This window comes from Marinobacterium jannaschii DSM 6295, from assembly GCF_000620085.1.
GTDB lineage: Bacteria > Pseudomonadota > Gammaproteobacteria > Pseudomonadales > Balneatricaceae > Pontibacterium > Pontibacterium jannaschii.
The window spans coordinates 226,295-244,070 of record NZ_KK211066.1 but is presented as its reverse complement, the minus strand read 5'-3'; the positions used below and the strand labels follow the sequence as shown (position 1 = coordinate 244,070).

Genomic DNA, 17,776 nt, shown 5'->3' with positions numbered 1-17,776 from the left:
TGCGGGCAGGGTTTGGCCCGGCCCGCAGGGCATCGTGGACTAACGCTTAATTGCCCCGTGCCATCCCTTCACGGCGTGGGTCGGCGGCGCCGATCAGCTTGCCATCTTTGAAGTGGATCGCATGCAGGCCGGAGTTGAGATCCTTTACATTAACCTTGTAGCCCATCGCTTCCAACGGTGCCTTGAAGCGCTCGGCAGCGGTGCCTTTCTCCAGGTCATAAGGGCCAAAGCGGTTATTGAGATGCGGCAGGTCGATCGCCTGCTGGATCGGCAGATCCCAGTCGATATGGGCGATCAGCGCCGAGGCGACGTAGCCGATAATGCGCGAGCCGCCCGGTGAGCCGATTGCCATATAGGGCTGGCCGTCCTTCATTACGATGGTCGGTGACATGGAGGAGCGCGGACGCTTGCCGGGCTCCAGCCGGTTGGCGATCGGATAGCCGTTCTTGTGGCTGGCAAAGGAGAAGTCGGTCATCTCGTTATTGAGCAGGAAGCCGTTGCTCATCACCCGGGAGCCAAAGCCGTTCTCGATGGTGGTGGTCATGGAGACGATATTGCCCGCCTTATCGACAATCACCAGATGGCTGGTAGAGGGCAACTCGATCGACTGGTCATCCGCCTGGTCCACAGCCTGTTCCCAGTGTGGCTCGCCAGCGCTGACCTTTTGCAGCGCCTTGCCCTGGGTGATCAGCCGGGCGCGTTCGGCCAGATAATCCGGGTCGAGCAGGCCTTGTGGCATCGGTACATAGTCAGTGTCGGCCATATAGCGGCCACGGTCGGCAAAGGCGAGGCGGGAGGCATCGCCGATCACCTGCCAGGCCTCGGCGCTATCGGGTCCCAGTGCCTTCAGGTCAAAGTGGCTGGCGATCCCCAGAATCTGGCCGACGGTGAGCGCACCTGAGCTGGGCGGTCCCATGCCGCAGATATCAAACTGGCGGTAGGGGGCACAGGTGGCGCTGCGTTCTTTGATGCGGTAGTTGGCGAGATCCTGACGGCTGAGCAGGCCGGGATTGTCTTTGACGCTGCGTACCTTGTTGACGATATCGCGACCGATCTGTCCCTCATAGAAAGCCGCAGCACCCTCGCGGGCCAGCGTTGCCAGGGTCTTGGCGTATTCAGGATTTTTCAGCAGCGTGCCTTCACTGAGCGGCTCGCCTTCCGGGGTGAAGAAGTAGTTGCGGGTATCGGGATAGCGGCTGAGGCGATCTTTATCGTTGGCGATGGCGCCGGCCAGACGGGGCGATACTGCAAAGCCTGCCTGAGCGGTGGCCTGGGCAGGCAGTAGCAGCCCGGCCCAGGGCTGCTTGCCATAGCGGGCGTGCAGCTCGGCCATCAGCTTGACCGTGCCCGGCGTGCCGACGGATCGGCCACCCACCACGGCATCGAAAAACTGCAGCGGATTACCGCTTTCATCCTGAAACAGCTCTGGCGTGGCCGCCATCGGCGCGGTCTCGCGGCCATCGAAAGTAGTGACCTGCTGACTGGCCGCATCGTAGTAGACCAGGAAGGCACCGCCACCCAGGCCAGAGGATTGTGGCTCGACCAGGCCGAGCATCGCCTGCACGGCGACCATCGCATCGATGGCGCTGCCACCTTTGTTCAGGGCATCGTAACCGGCCTGTACCGCCAGTGGGTGGGCGGCGGCCACCATAAAATTGTCGGCGCTGACGCTGGTTTTGCTGGCAAAACCGCTGGCGGCTTCAGGGGCGACGGCATCGGCGGTCTGGGCAGCATGCAGGTGCAGCGAGAGCAGGGCTGAGCTGATCAGCAGGGTGGATCTCTTCAGCATCATGGATATCCCTTCTTGATGAGATGACTTAGGTGAACCCGTTCGATACAGGATAGCGGATCGGCCGGGGCAATTCCCGCAACGCTTTGTTTGCTGTTGCAGTCGCCGGATCAGCGGTGATAATAGCCGGCCCGCTTTAGTGAATGATATTAACCTATGCGCCTTGACCGATTTATCTGTAAAAGTACCGAGCTGAACCGTGACCAGGCGACTCGCGCCATCGAAGCGGGTGAGGTGGTGGTAAACGGCGAAATGGTGACCGAAGCCCGGCAACAGGTGCATGAGAGTAACCTGATCAGCCTCAATGGCGAGTCGCTGACACCGCGACCTTCGCGCTACCTGATGCTGCATAAAACCGCAGGCACCGTCTGCTCCAACAGCGACGGGCACTATCCCTCGGTGCTGAACGGCCTGGATATTGAGCGGGTAGAAGAGCTGCATATCGCCGGACGGCTGGATGCAGATACCACCGGGCTGGTGCTGGTCACCGACGATGGCCGCTGGTCATTCAATATTATCTCGCCGAAGATGCACGCCACCAAGGTGTATCGGGTGGGCCTGCGCGATCCGCTGGCGGACGGTGTGGCAAGCCGCTTTGCCGAAGGCCTCTGGTTGCAGGGGGAGGAGAAGCCCACCCTGCCGGCAACATTGCAGCAGGTAACTGAGCGGGAGGTGCTGCTGAGCATTACCGAGGGGCGTTATCACCAGGTGAAGCGAATGTTTGCCGCGGTGGGCAACCGGGTGGTGTCACTGCACAGGGAGCAGGTGGGGGAAATCCGCCTGGATATTGCCGAAGGCGAGTGGCGCTATTTGACTGAGACAGAGGTGGCCTGTTTTGCCGGGCTATCCCAGCTGGACTAAAAAGGATTGGAAACGATGAGCAAGACACTGGTATTGGGTGCAGGTGGCCAGATCGGTCAGATGGTAGTGGCGAGCCTGCGCGACAGCGGCTGCGAAGTGCGGGCCCAGGTGCGTGAACCTGCGCGCTTTAGTGAAGGTGACAGCTTTGGCGGCTCACTGCAGGGGATCGAACTGGTCACCGGTGACCTGGAACAGGATATCAGCGCGCTGTTTGAAGGGGTTGATCAGGTGGTGTTTAGCGCCGGTTCCGGAGCCTCAACCGGCTTCGACAAGACCCTGTTGGTGGACCTCTGGGGTGCCTGCCGGGCGATCGATTGTGCCAGGGATGCGGGGATTCGCCAGTTTGTGATGGTCAGCTCCCGGGGCGCGAATAACCCGGATAACGGCCCGGAACGGATCAAACCCTATCTGGTGGCGAAGCACTTTGCCGACAAGCATCTGGTTGAGAGCGGCCTCGAGTACGTCATCCTGCAACCGGGAAGACTGCTGGATGAACCCGCCTGCGGCAGGGTGACGACAGTAAGACCGGTTGATCCGGCCGAGCAGATCATCTCCCGCCGCGACGTCGCCGACGCAGTCTTGCTGAGCCTGGGCAACGAAGCCCTGAATGGCAAGACCATCGAGTTGTTTAAGGGCGAGACAGAGCTGGCGGAGGCGTTGGCCGCCGTCTGAAGACGCCCACGATCCCAAGTCAGAGGTGACCGGAGGCGTTCGTCAGAGGGGCTGCGTCCGTCAATAGGTGTAGGAGATGGAGATCGAGCCGAAGTTGTGGCCTTCGCGCTGGTTCTTAAACTCCTTGCTGCGATGGACGCGGGCGAAGGAGACTTTCCAGCCTTCGTAGATGGCGGCGACGCCGATGGAGATTTCGCCGACCAGATATTCCTTATCGATGGAGTGGCTGTCTTCGAAGGTGTTGCCGTCGAGGAAGATATCCTGGACAACGAAGCGCGCATCACTGGAGATAAAAGCGTGTAAACCCATTGCCCGGGCACGCTTTCTCAAATGGAAGCGGTCGTCGGTGCGGCCCGGCGCGGCATTGTCGCCTCCGGGACGCAGGGCGGCGGTACCAAAGTCCTGGGGCAGGCGCCAGCCGAAGCGGATCTCGCCCCCGGCGTTAAGGTAGGTGGCAACGTTACCGATGCTGGCCCCGCTGTGGACGATGACGTCATAGCCAAAGATATCGCTGGTATAGCCCTTGATAATGCGGTTTTTATGCTCATACACCAGCTGTACGCCGAGTTCGTTTTCCAGCTGGTTATCCCAGCCGTTGAATTTTTCGAAGCCGCGCAGGTCATGGATAAAGTCCTGGGTGGTTTCACCCAGTGCTGCCGGGCCGACGATACCGAGGTTCAGCTCGACCGAATTCAGTTTATCCTTGGTGCGGCTGTGATAGGCGACGTTACCGTAGAGCCAGCCGGCGTAGGGGCGGTCGTTGGGATCGACGGTACGGCGGTCGATATCTTCCGGGGTATAGATCTGCTGGCCGAAGCCGATCACCATATTGCGCTGAACCCGGTCGCCATATTTTGAGGTTGGTTCGGGGTCAAACAGGGGTAGCAGCTTGTTCACATCCTGCATCCAGTTGGGCAGGATCGGATCGGTCAGGTAATCCTCTACGTTGGGGGATACCCAGCTCATACGTACGCCACTGGTATAGTTCTGGTCGGTCTCTGCGAAGAGATCGTTCTCGACGTAGAGGTTAAATGTCCAGGGCAGTGCATTGCTGTCGGCAGCGCTGGCAGCTCCGGCCAGTAACGAGGTGGCAAGGGTCAGTGATCGGCTAAATCGCATAAAATCGTGTAGCTCTCTGGTCCGTCCGGTGATGGCGTGATTCTGTTGGAGTGCAAAATGCTATGACAGTTCAGTCATACCTTAGATCGATTCAGTATAGATAGGGAAAGTGCGAAAAAGCCTGGGATTTTCGCTATTGCTAACTGGTTTGTGAGCTGGACGGCTGGCGGGCCGTGATTACCCGGGTGCGGTTGCAGGGCTCTGTTGCAAAGCGCTGATTCGAAGAGGTTCATGCTGGCGACCGGCCTGAGCCAGTCGCCGGTGCTGTCAGTCGTCGTCCAGCTGCAGGTCGTAGATCCGCTCGACGGCGTCTTTCAGGTGAAAGATCAGGTCGGTGTACTGGTCACTGTCGGCTTCGATATCCAGATCACCGAGGCGGTCCGCAGTATCTTCGAGGGATTCGCCGCGGAAGTCGATACCCTTATCCCGCAGTAGCCATGCCATCAGACCGGTGACTTCGGCGGCACTGAAGACGGCGTCGAGGTCATCGATATAGAGGTCGCGGAGCTGGCACAGCAGTGCCATTTCCGGGTTGTCGTCATCGGTGGCGACATAGCGTTCCAGCAGGTCACCGGCCTTGAAAATGCGCAGGTCGTTGTCGGACAGTTCCGCTTTCAGCAGAGCCGCTTCGTTGTCGAAACGCTGGTAGCTGTTCTGTTCGGGTTGCAGCAGGAAATACATCAGCGCAGCTTCCGTACCACGTTCATGCCGTCACGTACGGTCAGGAACATGTTCTCGACATTGGGATCGGCCGCGATGCGGCGGTTCATCTCCACCAGCACATCGTCAATCTCCGACTCAGGCTGCAGCACTTTGCCGGACCAGAGCACGTTATCCAGTACGATCAGTCCGCCGGGACGGGTCATCTCCAGCACTTTCTCGTAGTAATTGAGGTAGTTGCGCTTGTCGGCATCGATGAAAGTGAAGTCGAGCTCCATATCCAGCGTTTCGATGGTTTCGATTGCCGGGCCGAAGATGACTTCGATTTTGTGGCCGTGCGGGCTGCGCTCATAGAAGGTCTTGGCGAATTCGATGGCGCGCGGGTTGGTTTCGCAGCAGATGATCTTGCCATCTTCCGGCATCCCTTCCGCCATCGAGAGGGCGGAGTAACCGGTGAACATACCGATCTCCAGCACGTTCTTTGGCTGGTGCAGGGCGGTCAGCATCTTCAGGGTGCGTCCAACCAGGCGGCCTGACAGCTTCTGCGGCCAGCCCATGTTCTTGTTGGTTTCATCGATCAGTTCCTGAAGCAGCTCAGGTTCTGCGGTCGTGTTGACGAAAGCGTAATCTTCTACCGCTTCGTTGACGAGAAATTCGGCCATCGTGATTGTAAAACTGTCTGTTAAAAAATAGCGCGCAATCATAGCACTTTGCGTTGCTAAGGGGCAGTTTCCCTAAAGAATGATATGCGGCAGGAAGCGCGACAGGTCCTGGGTAATGGCGTTGCGATCTTCGCGTACCGATATTCCCGCCGGCTGATCGTTAACCAGCCAGGAGCCGATCAGGGTGTGGTTGTCACCGAAGCGCGGCAGTGGATGGAAGCCCTGGACGATATAGCCCTCCTGACCATAGGGGCCTTCGGCCTGCTGTACCAGCTCGCCATCCCTGTAGATGGCGACATTGGCGCCCTCGCGGGAGTAGATTGGCTTGCGCACATAGTGGTTCAGCTCACTGATACGCGGATCGCCGTCGAAGTAAGCGGGTAGCAGGTTCGGGTGATTGGGAAACAGTTGCCACAACAGCGGCAGCAGGCACTTGTTAGAGAGCACGGTTTTCCAGATCGGTTCTATAAAGCGGGTATGGCTCTGGCTAATATGCACACCATAGTCTTCGCGCTGCATAAACTCCCAGGGATAGAGCTTAAACAGCCAGCTGATCGGCCGGGCGCTCAGGTCGACAAAGCGCTGGCGATCGTTGATGCCGATATCCTCGACATAGACGAAGTCGCAGCTGATGCCTGCCTGTTCGGCACAGTCCTGCAGGTACTGCACCGTACCCCGGTCTTCCACCGTATCTTTACAGCTGGCAAAGTGCAGGGTATGGCCGGGTTGGCGTAGCCTGAGCTGCTCAAAACGCCGGATCAGCTGTTCCTGCAGGCTGTTGAACTGGTCGGCGCGGCGGTCGATATGGCCACGGTCTACCTGCTGCTCCAGCCATAGCCACTGCCAGAAGCCGGTTTCGTACAGGCTGGTGGGTGTGTCGGCATTGTTTTCGTATAGCTTGGCCGGACCACTGCCATCATAGGCCAGGTCGATCCGGCTGTAGAGGCTGGGTTCGCGCTCATACCAGCTGCGGGCGATCTGATCCCAGAAAGTTTCCGGGATACAGAATTGCTCCATCAGTTGCGGGTCCCTGACCACCTTGTCCACCACTTCGAGGCACATCTGGTGGATCTCGGCGGTGGGAGCTTCGATATCCTGCTCTATCTGTTCGAGCGTGAACTGGTAGTAGGCGGATTCATCCCAGTAGGCTTCGCCATACAGGGTATGGAAGTGGAAGCCGAACTGCTCGGCAGTCTGCTTCCAGTCCGGACGCTCAGCAAAGGGGATACGCAGCATCAGCCACCCCAGGAGGAGGATGCACGGCTGGAAACGGTCTTGCCGAAACCGCCACGTCCCAGTACCTTGCTACTGCCTTTGGTAGGCTTAAACGCTTTGCTGCTAACACTGACTTTGCGTTTGCCGTAGTCACCGTAGAGATCACCACTTGCACCGACCCATTTCAGGTAAGCCGGGGATCGATGGCTACGGGAGCGGGTCAGACCGCGCGGGCGATCGAAGTCGATATCGTATTCGGCATCCTGACCTACAGCCTCGCCCAGCATAAAACCCGCCAGCAGCGGGATGAAGTGGTTCTGATAGTTGCGACAGTCACCGTAGCCAAAATCGTACTCACAATCCTGCATGCGACTGTAGCGCGGTGCTTCGCGGTTCCAGTCGGACAGCGCTCTGCGGTAGGCGGACTCGCACTGGATCGGCTGGGTCGGATTATCCAGCGTACATTCCTGTGCATCGCGATAGATAAATCCATCCTGTGAGTCACAGCCCGTCAGTAACCAGCTGCCGGCGATTACGGCACTGAATTTGACGCCATTGCTGACCCCGGCAGGGGCCTTGCGCATCTTCTGCAGATCGATATTTCCTGAACGTTTCATCCAGAGCCTCCTGATCAGTAGCTCATGGATGCTGCATTGAGCACACCAATGGCAATGGATGTGGCGCCCAGTACGATACCGGCCGGTACTTCGTCATCCTTAATACGCTGGCTGATCAGCGGCATAAACAGGCGCACCACAAAATATGCGATCACCTGGGCAATCAGCGCCACCAGGGCCCAGACGGCGAAGTCGATCAGCGATACTGAGTTACTGGCGGCACTACCCAGTGCGATAGAGAAGCCGATAATGGCGCCACCCAGGGCACAGGCTGCGGCGGTATTCTTCTCCTTAACCAGCTGCCAGTCGTCGTAGGGGGTAATGGCGGCATAAGCGACTTTGAACAGCAGCAGGGCTGCCAGTGACAGGCCGAAATAGAGTACGAAGCTGGTCAGGCCGATCATCAGGTCTTGCAGGGCATCCATGCGGATCTCCTCGGGTGTAAGTTGTTTAGATTAATTGGGGCTAGCGGGACGCAAGCTGCGCCCAGTCAAAGTGATGTATCCGCCGCGCGGCGATGTAATAGAGGGTGCTTCCCGCCCGTACGCGCTTGTCCAGCGTCGGGTTCACCTCGGGCTTGCCATCCATATCCAGGTCGACCGCGATCAGCATCGCATCATAATGCTCTTTCAGCGGAATATAGAGGTCGCGTACGCTGATCTCCGGCAAACCTTCGGGATAGACCGTGGAATACTGGGTCATGCCCTCTTCGGCCATCAGCAGTTCGCGGTGCAATACACTGGAGCCCGGGTCCATCGCGGCTTTTACCATGATCTCCGCCGACACCGATGGCGTACATTCGATCGTCGGGCAGTGCTCTTTCAGCAACTGGCGCAGAGATTCATCCCGCAGGAAAGCGATCACATGTATGTCGTCTCTGTCCTTAACCTTGCCGTAAGTATACAGGGCCGCCGTCAGGGTCTGATCATCCTGCGAAGTATCGATAATGATGCTGGATGTGGTGGCGATACAGGCGCGATTGAGATCATCTTCATTGTTATAGGCGCTGCAGCGGACAAAATCGATATCGCCCGGCATCGGGTTTTCCATCTCATCGGTGACGCAGAGACAGATGGAACGGTTGCGATTATTGGAGGCTTCCAGCCGTAGCATTTGCAGCAGGTTGGGAGTCCGTTCCGGGTCCCAGCCAATAATTAGAATATGATCCTGCAGGTTATGGTCTTTATAACCCATGATGCCCTTTCTCCATTGATATGCGCCAAAGGCGGCGACCTTACCGGCGGTCAGCGCGAACAGGCTGAGTCCGAAGGGGATAACAAAGAATGCCACTATGGCCTTGCCCGCCGGGGTGGTGGGGGAGAGGTCGCCATAGCCGACTGTGGATGCGGTGACCAGCAGCCAGTAGAAGAAGTCGCTGCCGGTCAGTGCTGATTCACCCGCCTGACTCAGTAACAGCCAGCACAGTGCGGTATAGATACACAGTGAGATCAGCACGGCCTGCCAGTTCATCTGTTTGAAGTGGCGGTAGACGAGTTTTCGAAGCAGTTTTATTACTAGCACCTGAGACAGACTCCTTTCATGCAGCTGGCATCATAATAAGCCGGCGACTGTATAGGAAGCCTTAATCGACGATGCGTTGCTGTAATGAATCCCTTACAATGCGCCCTCAATCAAAGATTGCGGAGAGAGCGATTGTGAATCTGGATATGCAAGCCCTATATGTTTTTCTGTTTACCGGCTTTGTTGCCATGTCAGCGGCGCTGAGCGCCGGGGCGATCAATAAATTGCCGGAGGAGAACAAGCCTGACTTCGTGAAGAAGCCAAATGGCCAGGTCAGCGTCATCATGATGGGTAACTTTGCTGCGCTGGTGCTGATTGCGGCTATGGCCTACGGTGTGCTGAATCTGGACTGGTATATCCCGCTGGGCTGTATGTTCATTACCTTCCCGGCGATTCATGTATTGCTGATCCAGCGTGTGCTGGGTGAACTCAAAAGCCTGTTCGTGATGACGCCCCTGGTGGCATTCTCTGCCGTTGCGCTCTACTACTACTGGTAAGCGACACGATGACTGAAGAGCTGTCCGGCGTAGTGATCGCCGTTGCATTACTGGCACTGGTATTCAATGTGTTGCAATGGCGTGCTCGCCAGCGAATCAGCCGGGCACTGGCTGATTCTGATCAGCTTAACCGGCTGCAGGCTCAGAGAGTCGAACAGCTGGAGGCGGATCTGACGGCGGAAAAGGCCCAGCTGCAGCAGCTCGGCTTGCAGTTGCAGCAGCAGGAGCAATCCCTGCAGACACTGCAGATCCGCCATGCCCGCTATGAAGAGCGGGTCATGCAGCTGGAACGCTATGAAGACCGTACTGCCGAACTGGAAGCCGAGCAGCAGGAACTGCAACAGCAGCTGGCCGACCGCAGTCGTCAGGCGGCAGAGCTGGAAACCCTGCTGAATGCAGAGAGGCGCAATCACCAGGAAAAACTGGATACCCTGAATGAAGCGCGCCAGCAGCTGAAAACCGAATTCCAGAACCTGGCGAATCAGATTCTGGAAGAGAAAGCCGCCCGCTTTACCCAGGCCAATCAGGAAAATATGGGCCAGCTGCTTGACCCGCTGAAAACCCAGCTGGGAGAGTTCAAGCGTCGGGTGGATGATGTCTACGACAAGGAAACCCGGGACCGCCAGGCCCTGTCGGAGCAGATTAATCACCTGAAACAGCTAAACCAGCAGATGAGTCAGGACGCGATCAATCTGACCAATGCCCTTAAAGGCGAAACCAAGACCCAGGGTAACTGGGGAGAGATGGTGCTGGAACGGGTGCTGGAAGAATCCGGCCTGCGTAAGGGGCATGAGTTTGAACTCGAAGTATCGCTGCAAAACGATAATAAGCGTTATCGCCCGGATGCGATTGTCCGCCTGCCGGATGAAAAAGATGTCATTGTCGACTCGAAGGTCTCGTTAGTGGCTTACGAGCAATACTGTACTTCTGAGGACGCACAGCAGAAAGCGCAGCACCTGCGTGCCCATATCCAGTCCCTGCAGGGACATATTAAAGGGCTGAGCGAGAAGGCCTACCAGTCACTGGAAGGGGTGCGCTCGCTCGACTTTGTGCTGATGTTCGTGCCAGTGGAGGGGGCTTTCCTGCTGGCGATGGAAAAAGACCAGAACCTGTTTCGCTTTGCCTTTGAACGCAACATTATCCTGGTCAGCCCGTCGACCCTGCTGATCGCCCTGCGCACCATTCATAATATCTGGCGCTATGAGTACCAGAGCCGTAACGCCCAGGAGATCGCCCGCCGTGGTGGCGAACTACATGATAAGTTTGTTGGTTTTGTTGCTGCGCTTGAGGAGGTGGGTAAGCACCTTGATCGCGGCCAGGAGGCCTATAGCACTGCCTACAAGCGCCTTGCCAGCGGCCGGGGCAATCTGGTGAGTCAGGCGATCCAACTTAATAACCTGGGCGCTGATAGTAAGAAGAAACTCCCCTCAACGCTGACCGAGCTTTCCCGGGAAACCGATCTGCTGGAGTAATTTCCTCCGGTTAATCCTGTTGTCAGGCCTGTATAGCATTGCAGCTTATGCAGGCATTCCTCTGCTCACGCTGATCTAACCCGCGATTTCGCGGCTCTGAGCGGCTATACAGCCGCCTCGTCCCGCCACCTGTATGAATCTTGCTCACGCGCTCGCCTCCTTCTATAGGACGCTAACCCGCCCTTAATTCTGATAGATTTGAGTAGTGTAAAAATCAAAAATCGATATTGATATCTGCGTGAAAAATCAATATTAAATATTGATTTCATCGCGAAAAATCAAAACTTAATATTGAAATTATGGTGAAAAATCAAAATTGGATTTTGAAAGTTTTAAAAATCGTCAATATTAAATATTGATTTTTCAGCGATTTTTAACTGCTTGATGCAACAGGGTTTATTTTCAAAGATGCCTTTTTGGGAAAGCGTCTGAATGCTAGGGTGTTGAAATTCAATGGAAAAATATTCTAAAGCTGGAAAGAATCAGCCGATAACCTTAGTGAGAATTGAGCGCCGCAGCCTTTTTTTGTTGCAGCGCAAACCGGAAAGAAGTGAAAAATGGTCCAGCTTTATCGCTTTACTTTCTTAACCGGTGGCATACATTTGTATCAGTCTATAAAATAAACAGTCGTGAGATTTCAATGGGAATAAATTCGGAAATGGTCGTTGCTCTTGATATAGGCACCTCAAAAGTGGTTTGCCTGATCGCAGAGCTTTGCCCGGATGGTTCTCTTGAGATTGTCGGTGTTGGCAAACAGCCTTCCCGTGGCATGAAGCGCGGTGTGGTGGTCAACATCGAATCAACGGTTGCAGCGATACAGCGCGCGGTTGAAGAAGCGGAGCGGATGGCCGGTTGTAAGGTACATTCTGTCACGGTCGGGATCGCCGGTAGCCATATAAGCAGTATGAACTCCCACGGCATCGTGGCGGTAAAAAACCGTGAAGTCGGCGAGTCAGACCTGGACAGGGTGATCGATGCCGCCAGGGCGGTGGCGATATCGGCCGACCAGAAGATCCTGCATATATTGCCGCAGGAATACATTATCGATAACCAGGAAGGTATCAAAGAGCCGCTGGGAATGTCCGGGGTGAGGCTTGAAGCGAAGGTGCATATGGTGACCGCTTCCTGCAACGCCGCACAGAACATCGAGAAGTGTATTGGTCGCTGCGGTCTGGATACCGACAATGTGGTACTGGAACAACTCGCTTCCGGTTACTCGGTACTGACAGACGATGAGAAAGAGCTGGGTGTGTGTGTGGTGGATATCGGTGCCGGAACCACCGATATAGCGATTTATACCGAAGGGGCTATCCGCCACACCGCGGTACTGCCGGTCGCCGGAGATCAGGTGACCAATGATATTGCGATGGCGCTGCGTACACCGACCCAGCACGCCGAGCAGATTAAGATCAAATACGCCTGCGCGCTGGGACAGCTGGCGGGCGACGAGAAGATTATGGTGCCGGGGGTTGGTGAACGGGCACCGCGGGAGTTGTCACGGTCTGCGCTGGCCGAAGTGGTCGAGCCACGTTATGACGAGCTGTTTCAGCTTGTCCGGGCAGAGTTGCGGCGTAGCGGATTTGAAGACCTGATTGCGGCCGGTGTGGTACTGACCGGCGGTACCGCGCGAATGGAAGGAACCGTGGTATTAGCGGAGGAGATCTTCCATATGCCGGTCAGGCTGGCAGTGCCCAAGGGGGTCAGGGGCATGGAAGATGTACTGTCCAGTTCGATCTACGCCACGGGTATCGGCCTGCTGCGTTATGCGGCCGAACATATTGAAAGGCCTCAGTCCCGAGCAACCGGCATAGAACCGGAGCCGGAGCTGAGGCAGGAAATTCAGACTGCGCCGCAGCTGAATGTATTAGGCCGGATGAAAAGCTGGCTGCAGGGAAACTTTTAATTAGAGCGCGAAGCGCCAGGTGCATCGCACCACAACGGAGGTAGGAAACGATGTTTGAGATGATTGATAGCATTCCGCAGAGTGCCGTCATTAAGGTAATCGGTGTTGGAGGCGGTGGCGGAAATGCCGTACAGCACATGGTGTCTACAGAAGTTGAAGGGGTTGACTTCATATGCGCCAACACTGATGCCCAGGCACTTGATGGCATGGCCGCCAAGGCCCTTATTCAGCTTGGAGGGGAGCTGACTAAAGGCCTTGGCGCCGGGGCCAATCCAGAAGTCGGCCGCAACGCCGCTATGGAAGACCGCGAACGAATCGCAGAGATGATTCGTGGCGCGGATATGGTTTTCATCACCGCCGGTATGGGTGGTGGTACAGGTACCGGTGCTGCTCCGGTGGTTGCAGAGATTGCCCGTGAGATGGGTATCCTGACCGTCGCAGTAGTGACCAAACCATTCCCGTTTGAGGGGCGTCGTCGGATTCAGATCGCTGACGCCGGGATTAAAGAACTGAAGGAGAGCGTAGACTCTCTGATCATTATCCCGAATGAAAAGCTGTTGCCGGTAATGGGTAAGAACTGCACCCTGATTACGGCATTTAATACTGCAAACGACGTACTGAAAGGCGCTGTTCAGGGGATTGCTGACCTGATTATCCGTCCCGGTATGATTAACGTCGACTTTGCCGATGTGCGGACTGTAATGTCTGAAATGGGCATGGCGATGATGGGGTCCGGCGTGGCACGTGGTGAAAACCGCGCAGCTGAAGCGACTGAAGCGGCGATTAAAAGCCCGCTGCTGGAGGACGTTGACCTGCGTGGTGCCCGCGGCATCCTGGTGAATATCACAGCCGGTCTGGATCTCAGTCTGGGTGAGTTCTCGGAAGTGGGTGATATTGTCGAACAGTATTCCTGCGAGAACGCCACTACGGTGATTGGTACGGTTATCGACCCGACCATGCAGGATGAGATGAAGGTCACTGTTGTAGCGACCGGTCTGGGGCGCGCTGAGCAGCAGGCTGCTAAAGTCGGCAACAGTGATGTGGCTGCACGGGCGACACCGGCTGCGGGTTACAGCCAGCTGGAGCTGCCAACGGTAATCCGTAACCGCGAAGCGGCTAAGCCGCGTCGTGTGGCGGAGCAGCGTTCTGAAGTTCAGAACCAGATGCCGCTGCAGAGAACCGGTACTGACGACGGTATCGAGTTTCTGGATATTCCGGCGTTTCTGCGCCGACAGGCTGACTAAACGACAGCCGCTGTAACTACCTCCTTTTGCCGCCTGGCTTGCCAGGCGGCTTTTTCGTGCCTGTAATTCAGGGTATTTGTTACTGACTTGTACAGTTACCGTTAGAAATCTCCCTGTATACTGCCTGTAAGTTTCACTACAGGTGTCTTTCCTTGCGGTTTTTCAGACGACTTTGTCTCCGTTTATTTCTGCTGTTTCTATTGCTTGCCCTGCTGTCTGTGGTGCTGGTTGCGCTGCTGCGTGTCTTTGATCCGCCTGTCTGGGCGTGGCAGTTGGGGCGTGAACTCTCTCCACCGGTGGCCTATCCGGCTAAGGTTCAGCATCGCTGGGTCGGGATTGATCGTATTTCGCCGCGCATGCAGCTGGCGGTGATCGCTTCTGAAGATCAGCGCTATCCGCTACATCGGGGACTTGATCTGGAGGCGATTCAGGATGCGCTGGACGAACGTGAGAAGCGAGGGCGGGTGCGCGGGGCCAGTACCATAACCCAGCAAACCGCCAAAAATCTGTTTCTATGGCCGGATAAGAGTCTGTTCCGAAAGGGGCTGGAAGCCTGGTTTGCGATCTGGCTGGAGCTGCTGCTGGATAAGCAGCGGATATTGGAGTTGTATCTGAATATCGTGGAGTTTGGTCCCGGCATTTACGGCGTCGAAGCTGCCAGTCAGCGCTATTTCGGTAAGGCTGCGGCTGCGCTGCATGACTGGGAAGCCGCCCGCCTCGCGGCCGTACTGCCTAACCCCTACCGCTTCAGCGTGGCGCGCCCGAGCCCCTATATTTTGCAGCGTGGACGCTGGATCAGACGGCAGATGCGTCAGCTGGGGCAGGGTTATCTGAAACAGCTGGACTGACCTGAAACGACGAAACCCTGCACATTGCTGAGCAGGGTTTCTGTAATCGATGGCGGTGAGGGAGGGATTCGAACCCTCGATACCTTGCGGTATACACACTTTCCAGGCGTGCTCCTTCGGCCACTCGGACACCTCACCGTCTTGCTTTCTGAGCGATGCGTTGTTCGTCTCAGGAAGTGGCGCGTATCCTACCATAGTATTTTTCCCTGACAAGTATTTTTCTGAAAAAACTGAATATTTTCTATAAGAATCAGTGGGTTGGATAAATAATAGACAATCAGCGGTGGCTTGGCTGTGTCGGGCGTCCGGCGATGTTAAGTATTCGGCCGGGATGGTCATTGTCGGTCAGTTGTCGTGAGGTGAGACTTGAAGGTTCGATAGTTGTTCTATTCTGGCAGCGTCGTTAAGGCGCTGCGTCCGGGGTGTGGTTTGGGTAGGGAGATTCACTGTGGCGTTGAAAGATGCATTTGAAAATGTACCGGCGGCGGGGGAGATGCTGTCGGTGGCGGATGGGGTCTGGTGGTTACGGATGCCGCTGCCTTTTAATCTTGATCATATCAACCTCTACCTGCTGGAAGATGATGACGGCTGGTTGCTGATCGACAGCGGTATCAACAGTCCGGAGACCAGGGCCCTATGGCGGCAACTGGCTGATAGGGCGCTGGGAGGGTGGCCCTTGAAGCGCTTGCTGGCGACTCACTACCATCCAGATCATATCGGCCTGGCCGGCTGGCTGTGCTGCCAGTGGGATATGCCGCTGATGACTTCGGCGCCGGAGTACAGGGCGGCGGAAGGCTATCTGCAGTTTGTTGCTGCGGGGGCTGAGGTGATTGAGGCTCAGCGTGCCAGCTTGCTGCGTAAGGGACTGGACGAGGCTCAGTGTGACCAGGCGCTGAAGGCGATTGCGCAGGCTGCGCAGGGATACGGGGAGCTGCCCGGAAGTTATGAAGTGATCTCTGAGGGGGATTGCCTGTTGATCGGCGGGCGTGAGTGGCAGGTGCGACTGGCGAACGGCCATTCACCGGCACATATTACCCTCTATTGCGCGGCGCTGGGAGTGCTGATTTCCGGCGATCAGGTGCTGCCAAGAATCAGCTCTAATGTCAGCGTACAGCCCCATCAGCAGGACACTAATCCGCTAAAACACTGGCTGGAGTCGTTGCAGCGATTGAAGGCGCTGCCGTCCGATACGCTGGTGTTGCCCTCCCATGATGAGCCTTTCTTCGGGCTGCATAGTCGTCTGGATGCGCTGGCCGCGGGTCATCAGCGTATGCTGGATAATCTGAAGCAATGGCTGCACGTGCCCCAGACTCTGAGTCAGCTGACCCACCGTTTATATAACCGGCCCTTAAAGTATTTTGATCTGGTGTTGGCGACCGGCGAGTGCCAGGCGCATGTGAATTATCTGATTCAGGCCGGGCTGGTTTGCCGCCTGGATGATGAGGACGGTATTGCGCTTTATCAGCGCTGTTGATGCATGGTTTCCAGCCGCTTCCCGGCCTGTCGGCTAGTGGTTTTTTTTGCGAAACAGGCCCGGTGCAACGCCGGTCCACTGCCTGAAGGCGCGGGTAAAGGCGGCGGGCTCTGAAAAGCCAAGCGTGCGGGCAATCTGGGCGATGGAGAGCTCGCGCTGGCTAAGCAGATGGATTGCCGCGTCGCGCCGCATGCCGTCCTTAATCTGCTGGAAGCTGGTGCCTTCTTCGCTCAGCTTGCGTCGCAGGGTGCGTTCGGTGATATGCAGCTGTTCCGCAATAAATTCCATCCGCGCTTCTGCAACGTCACTCAGTTGTTGCAACTGATCAAGCACCCGGCGGGTATAGACCGGGTAGTAGGCTTGTCGTTTAAACCAGTCGAGCGGGCAGCGACGCAGGTAACCACTCAGGGTCTGTGTGGTTTGCACTACCGGCTTATTCAGCAGGCTGTTGTCGAACTCAAGATAGCTCGAAGGCTGATCGTATTCGATCGGGCAGGGGAACATCAGCCGGTACTCGGCTGAGTGTTCGGGCTCTGCATACCTCAGCCCCAGTTTGTTCAGCTTAATCGGTTGCCCGATCAGCCAGCCGGGAAAGCGGTGCCATATCAGCAACAGCAGTTCGGTCAGCAGGTTATCAGGGTCGCGCCGGGTCTGTTTCAGGCGAAGGCTGAGTCTGGCGGTTGTCTCGCTTTCGGTAAATTCCAGCTCAAAGGCATCGGTCACCAGGTTGTAAAAGTGGCAGATCTGCCGGAAGACGCTGCGCAGGTTTGAGGAATGGATCACCCTCTGGGCCATCAGGCTGAATACCCCGTGACGGGAGGCTGATGTGGCCAGCCCCATCAGTTCGTCATCGCCCTGTTGCCAGATAGCGATCAGCAGCCTGCTTAGCTGAACCGGTGTAATCCGCACCTGTGGGTTGTCGATCAGCGCCTCATTGAGACCGGCATATTCCAGAGCCTGAGTGCTGTCGAGGCCGTTGCTCTGCGCGGCGGCTGCAGCAGCCTGTGCGAAGTGGATCGAAATCGAGTGTCTTTCTACGCCCATTGCAATGTCCGAAACTGTCGATTTTATTGTCAAAAGTGATCGCTCATCGCGATTATTAGCTTTAATGGCGCAGCTCAGTGTAATGGTGATGTCCGCAAATGTTAAGTATTGGGCTGGTTTCGTTATTGTGGCAACGCCCCTCGCAGTGGAGACTAAAACCAGACTTCAGGCGCTCTGT

General features: G+C 56.5%; 17 protein-coding genes and 1 tRNA gene. 8 read left to right on the top strand and 10 right to left on the bottom strand.

Annotated features, from left to right (window positions below; genetic code table 11):
- Positions 1-46: 46 nt before the first annotated feature.
- Positions 47-1,792 (bottom strand): gamma-glutamyltransferase, encoded by a 1,746-nt coding sequence (gene ggt, locus Q354_RS0120305; RefSeq protein ID WP_027859210.1) that lies wholly within the window; start codon positions 1,790-1,792, stop codon positions 47-49.
- A gap of 153 nt (positions 1,793-1,945) precedes the next feature.
- On the opposite strand from ggt, the gene Q354_RS0120300 reads away from it, so the two are divergent.
- Both Q354_RS0120300 and Q354_RS0120295 read left to right on the top strand, forming a co-directional pair.
- Positions 1,946-2,650, top strand: coding sequence for a pseudouridine synthase (locus Q354_RS0120300; protein ID WP_027859209.1), 705 nt, complete (start codon positions 1,946-1,948; stop codon positions 2,648-2,650).
- Positions 2,651-2,665: 15 nt separating this feature from the next.
- Positions 2,666-3,322, top strand: coding sequence for an SDR family oxidoreductase (locus tag Q354_RS0120295; protein WP_027859208.1), 657 nt, complete (start codon positions 2,666-2,668; stop codon positions 3,320-3,322).
- A 60-nt stretch (positions 3,323-3,382) separates the two neighbouring features.
- Here Q354_RS0120295 and Q354_RS0120290 read toward each other — a convergent pair whose 3' ends face one another.
- From Q354_RS0120290 to Q354_RS0120260, 7 genes are all read right to left on the bottom strand, one after another.
- Positions 3,383-4,441 (bottom strand): lipid A deacylase LpxR family protein, encoded by a 1,059-nt coding sequence (locus Q354_RS0120290; protein WP_027859207.1) that lies wholly within the window; start codon positions 4,439-4,441, stop codon positions 3,383-3,385.
- 267 nt (positions 4,442-4,708) lie between these two features.
- Entirely contained in the window at positions 4,709-5,122 is a 414-nt protein-coding gene (locus Q354_RS0120285) for a hypothetical protein (RefSeq protein WP_027859206.1), read from the bottom strand.
- Positions 5,122-5,763 (bottom strand): O-methyltransferase, encoded by a 642-nt coding sequence (locus Q354_RS0120280; protein WP_027859205.1) that lies wholly within the window; start codon positions 5,761-5,763, stop codon positions 5,122-5,124. Before Q354_RS0120280 ends, Q354_RS0120285 begins: the two co-directional genes overlap by 1 nt.
- A gap of 72 nt (positions 5,764-5,835) precedes the next feature.
- The gene (locus tag Q354_RS0120275) at positions 5,836-6,999 is read right to left on the bottom strand and encodes a glutathionylspermidine synthase family protein (RefSeq protein ID WP_027859204.1); all 1,164 of its coding nucleotides are present in this window, start codon (positions 6,997-6,999) and stop codon (positions 5,836-5,838) included.
- Positions 6,999-7,595 carry a DUF1190 domain-containing protein gene (locus Q354_RS0120270; RefSeq protein WP_027859203.1) on the bottom strand — a complete coding sequence of 199 codons (597 nt, stop codon included), beginning with the start codon at positions 7,593-7,595 and terminating at the stop codon, positions 6,999-7,001. The genes Q354_RS0120275 and Q354_RS0120270 overlap by 1 nt, the downstream gene beginning before the upstream one ends.
- A gap of 14 nt (positions 7,596-7,609) precedes the next feature.
- A complete protein-coding gene (locus Q354_RS0120265; protein ID WP_027859202.1) occupies positions 7,610-8,020 on the bottom strand; it encodes a DUF350 domain-containing protein in 411 nt (136 codons plus the stop codon).
- 40 nt (positions 8,021-8,060) lie between these two features.
- Positions 8,061-9,116: a potassium channel protein gene (locus tag Q354_RS0120260; RefSeq protein WP_027859201.1), complete on the bottom strand. Its 1,056-nt coding sequence runs from the start codon at positions 9,114-9,116 to the stop codon at positions 8,061-8,063.
- A gap of 134 nt (positions 9,117-9,250) precedes the next feature.
- Here Q354_RS0120260 and Q354_RS0120255 point away from each other — a divergent pair, with 134 nt between their 5' ends.
- The 5 genes from Q354_RS0120255 (at position 9,251) to mtgA (ending at position 15,080) form a co-directional block, all read left to right on the top strand.
- Complete coding sequence (locus Q354_RS0120255; protein WP_245601102.1) at positions 9,251-9,613, top strand: hypothetical protein; 363 nt, start codon at positions 9,251-9,253, stop codon at positions 9,611-9,613.
- Positions 9,614-9,621: 8 nt separating this feature from the next.
- On the top strand, positions 9,622-11,085 hold the full coding sequence (gene rmuC, locus Q354_RS0120250; RefSeq protein WP_027859199.1) for a DNA recombination protein RmuC: 1,464 nt from the start codon (positions 9,622-9,624) through the stop codon (positions 11,083-11,085).
- 640 nt (positions 11,086-11,725) lie between these two features.
- Positions 11,726-12,988, top strand: coding sequence for a cell division protein FtsA (gene ftsA / locus Q354_RS0120245; protein WP_036230857.1), 1,263 nt, complete (start codon positions 11,726-11,728; stop codon positions 12,986-12,988).
- Positions 12,989-13,038: 50 nt separating this feature from the next.
- Positions 13,039-14,232, top strand: a complete 1,194-nt coding sequence (ftsZ, locus tag Q354_RS0120240; protein WP_027859197.1) for a cell division protein FtsZ — start codon at positions 13,039-13,041, stop codon at positions 14,230-14,232.
- Positions 14,233-14,384: 152 nt separating this feature from the next.
- The gene (gene mtgA / locus Q354_RS26650) at positions 14,385-15,080 is read left to right on the top strand and encodes a monofunctional biosynthetic peptidoglycan transglycosylase (protein WP_051560430.1); all 696 of its coding nucleotides are present in this window, start codon (positions 14,385-14,387) and stop codon (positions 15,078-15,080) included.
- A 50-nt stretch (positions 15,081-15,130) separates the two neighbouring features.
- Here mtgA and Q354_RS0120230 read toward each other — a convergent pair.
- Positions 15,131-15,218 (bottom strand) — tRNA-Ser (locus Q354_RS0120230).
- A 310-nt stretch (positions 15,219-15,528) separates the two neighbouring features.
- On the opposite strand from Q354_RS0120230, the gene Q354_RS26645 reads away from it, so the two are divergent.
- Positions 15,529-16,554 carry an MBL fold metallo-hydrolase gene (locus tag Q354_RS26645; protein ID WP_036230851.1) on the top strand — a complete coding sequence of 342 codons (1,026 nt, stop codon included), beginning with the start codon at positions 15,529-15,531 and terminating at the stop codon, positions 16,552-16,554.
- A gap of 33 nt (positions 16,555-16,587) precedes the next feature.
- Here the strand turns inward: Q354_RS26645 and Q354_RS0120220 are convergent, their stop codons facing one another.
- On the bottom strand, positions 16,588-17,598 hold the full coding sequence (locus tag Q354_RS0120220; RefSeq protein WP_027859196.1) for an AraC family transcriptional regulator: 1,011 nt from the start codon (positions 17,596-17,598) through the stop codon (positions 16,588-16,590).
- Between the last annotated feature and the right edge of the window lie 178 nt (positions 17,599-17,776).

Excerpts from the sequence above, each read along its gene's own strand:
- ggt (WP_027859210.1), bottom strand. The coding sequence starts at position 1,792 with ATGATGCTGAAGAGATCCACCCTGCTGATCAGCTCAGCCCTGCTCTCG.
- Q354_RS0120300 (WP_027859209.1), top strand. The coding sequence starts at position 1,946 with ATGCGCCTTGACCGATTTATCTGTAAAAGTACCGAGCTGAACCGTGAC.
- Q354_RS0120295 (WP_027859208.1), top strand. The coding sequence starts at position 2,666 with ATGAGCAAGACACTGGTATTGGGTGCAGGTGGCCAGATCGGTCAGATG.
- Q354_RS0120290 (WP_027859207.1), bottom strand. The coding sequence starts at position 4,441 with ATGCGATTTAGCCGATCACTGACCCTTGCCACCTCGTTACTGGCCGGA.
- Q354_RS0120285 (WP_027859206.1), bottom strand. The coding sequence starts at position 5,122 with ATGTATTTCCTGCTGCAACCCGAACAGAACAGCTACCAGCGTTTCGAC.
- Q354_RS0120280 (WP_027859205.1), bottom strand. The coding sequence starts at position 5,763 with ATGGCCGAATTTCTCGTCAACGAAGCGGTAGAAGATTACGCTTTCGTC.
- Q354_RS0120275 (WP_027859204.1), bottom strand. The coding sequence starts at position 6,999 with ATGCTGCGTATCCCCTTTGCTGAGCGTCCGGACTGGAAGCAGACTGCC.
- Q354_RS0120270 (WP_027859203.1), bottom strand. The coding sequence starts at position 7,595 with ATGAAACGTTCAGGAAATATCGATCTGCAGAAGATGCGCAAGGCCCCT.
- Q354_RS0120265 (WP_027859202.1), bottom strand. The coding sequence starts at position 8,020 with ATGGATGCCCTGCAAGACCTGATGATCGGCCTGACCAGCTTCGTACTC.
- rmuC (WP_027859199.1), top strand. The coding sequence starts at position 9,622 with ATGACTGAAGAGCTGTCCGGCGTAGTGATCGCCGTTGCATTACTGGCA.
- ftsA (WP_036230857.1), top strand. The coding sequence starts at position 11,726 with ATGGGAATAAATTCGGAAATGGTCGTTGCTCTTGATATAGGCACCTCA.
- ftsZ (WP_027859197.1), top strand. The coding sequence starts at position 13,039 with ATGTTTGAGATGATTGATAGCATTCCGCAGAGTGCCGTCATTAAGGTA.
- Q354_RS0120220 (WP_027859196.1), bottom strand. The coding sequence starts at position 17,598 with ATGGGCGTAGAAAGACACTCGATTTCGATCCACTTCGCACAGGCTGCT.